Source organism: Kineococcus indalonis (assembly GCF_009906395.1).
In the GTDB taxonomy this organism is placed as follows: Bacteria; Actinomycetota; Actinomycetes; order Actinomycetales; family Kineococcaceae; genus Kineococcus; species Kineococcus indalonis.
Genome location: NZ_JAAALM010000077.1, coordinates 1 through 1,491, shown reverse-complemented (window position 1 = coordinate 1,491; position 1,491 = coordinate 1). Strand labels below are relative to the sequence as shown.

Here is a 1,491-nt window from a genome sequence, read left to right as displayed (position 1 = left end):
CGGGTGGACGTGCCCCGCGCGCAGGTCCTCGCCCGCCGCTTCCGCGCCCAGCAGCTGCACCGCCCCGCCACCGGCGTGCCCGGCTCCGCCCTGGCGGTGGCCGCGATCGGCGTGCCCGACGTGCCGGCACCGGCGGCCGCCACCGCGGTGGCGGTGCGCGGCGGCACCCTCGACGACGGGCTCGCCCTGGTCCGGGGCGCGCGGCGCCCCGGCCCTGCACCGGCACGCGGAGGTGTCCAAGGCCGAGCTCTCGCGCGGGGTGACCGAGCGGGTACCGGCCGCGCTCAGCCACGACTGCGCGGGCTGCGCTGCCCGGCACGTCAGCGGCTCCCTGCTGCAGCAGGCCGGGCTGGCCGGCGCCCGCGGCGCTGCGCGGGCCCGGCTGAGCGCGCCGTCGGGCTGAGGCCCGGGGGCCGGGGGCCGGGGGCTCAGGACGCCGGCGGCGCCCCGTCCCCGGGGCCGTAGCCGAAGGTCGGCCAGCCGTCGCGCCACTCCACCTCGCGGATCTGCATGCGGATGGTGCCGCCGGTGCCCGCGTCGTAGTAGTGGTGCACGGCGTAGGTGCGCCCGCGCTCCTGCAGCACGTCCAGGGCGCCGGTGCCGACCTGGTTGCCGCGCCGGTCCAGCAGCAGCGTGCCGCCGCCGTCGGTCATGGCCCTGCCCTCCCGGTCCACGAAGGGCCCGGTGGGGCTCGTGGAGCGGCCCACGACCGTCTTGTAGGTGCTGTCCACGCCCCGGCAGCAGAAGTCCCAGGACACCGTCAAGTACCAGTACCGGCCGTGCTTGAACACCTGCGGGTTCTCGATCGCGTTCGGGTCGGCCTCCGGGTGGCGGGCCAGGTCCAGCACGGGCCCGACGGGGGTGGACATGTCCGCCAGCTCCTGCACCTTCACGCCCGTCCAGAAGGAGCCGAACGCGATGTACCACTTCCCGCGCGCGGAGAACACCTGCGGGTCGATGGCGTTGTGGTCGTCCGCGCTCGTCGAGCGCAGCACGGGGCCGTGGTCCACCCAGCTGCCCAGGTCGCCCGGGGTGCGGGTGGTGGCCAGCCCGATCGCGGAGGTGTTCGTCCCGAACGAGGAGGCGGCGTAGTACAGGTGGAAGGTGCCGGCGCGCTCGACGACGTGCGGGGCCCACAGGTGCCCCACGCCGTACGCCCTCGTCCACCCCGGCAGCGCGATGGCGCCCACGGACTCCCACGGGCCGGCCAGGGAGCCGGTGGAGCGGCGCACGAAGATGCCGCCGGGGTCCTCCTCGTTCGCGATGCCGGTGGAGAAGACGTAGTAGGTGCCGCGGTCGCTGAACAGCGTGGGGTCGTGCACGGGGTCGTCGACCACGCCGGGCACGTGGTCGCCGACGTCGCCGGTCATGGGCAGCTTGCCGCTGGGCGGCGGGCCACCCGGACCACCCTGGCCGCCCGGGCCGGCGGCCTGCGCGACGGCGCTGCCGCTCAGCAGGCACAGGGCGGCGGCCGCGGCGGCGTCGCCGGCC

At 76.9% G+C, this 1,491-nt stretch carries 3 protein-coding genes; 1 reads left to right on the top strand and 2 read right to left on the bottom strand.

The window, feature by feature from the left end:
* On the bottom strand, nt 1-240 hold a 240-nt coding region (locus GTR00_RS22875; protein WP_205705194.1), incomplete at its 3' end, for a hypothetical protein.
* On the opposite strand from GTR00_RS22875, the gene GTR00_RS06090 reads away from it, so the two are divergent.
* A complete protein-coding gene (locus tag GTR00_RS06090; protein ID WP_166610746.1) occupies nt 233-403 on the top strand; it encodes a hypothetical protein in 171 nt (56 codons plus the stop codon). The genes GTR00_RS22875 and GTR00_RS06090 overlap by 8 nt on opposite strands.
* A gap of 25 nt (nt 404-428) precedes the next feature.
* Here GTR00_RS06090 and GTR00_RS06085 read toward each other — a convergent pair.
* The coding region (locus GTR00_RS06085) for an arabinan endo-1,5-alpha-L-arabinosidase (RefSeq protein WP_166610745.1) at nt 429-1,491 on the bottom strand (1,063 nt) is incomplete at its 5' end.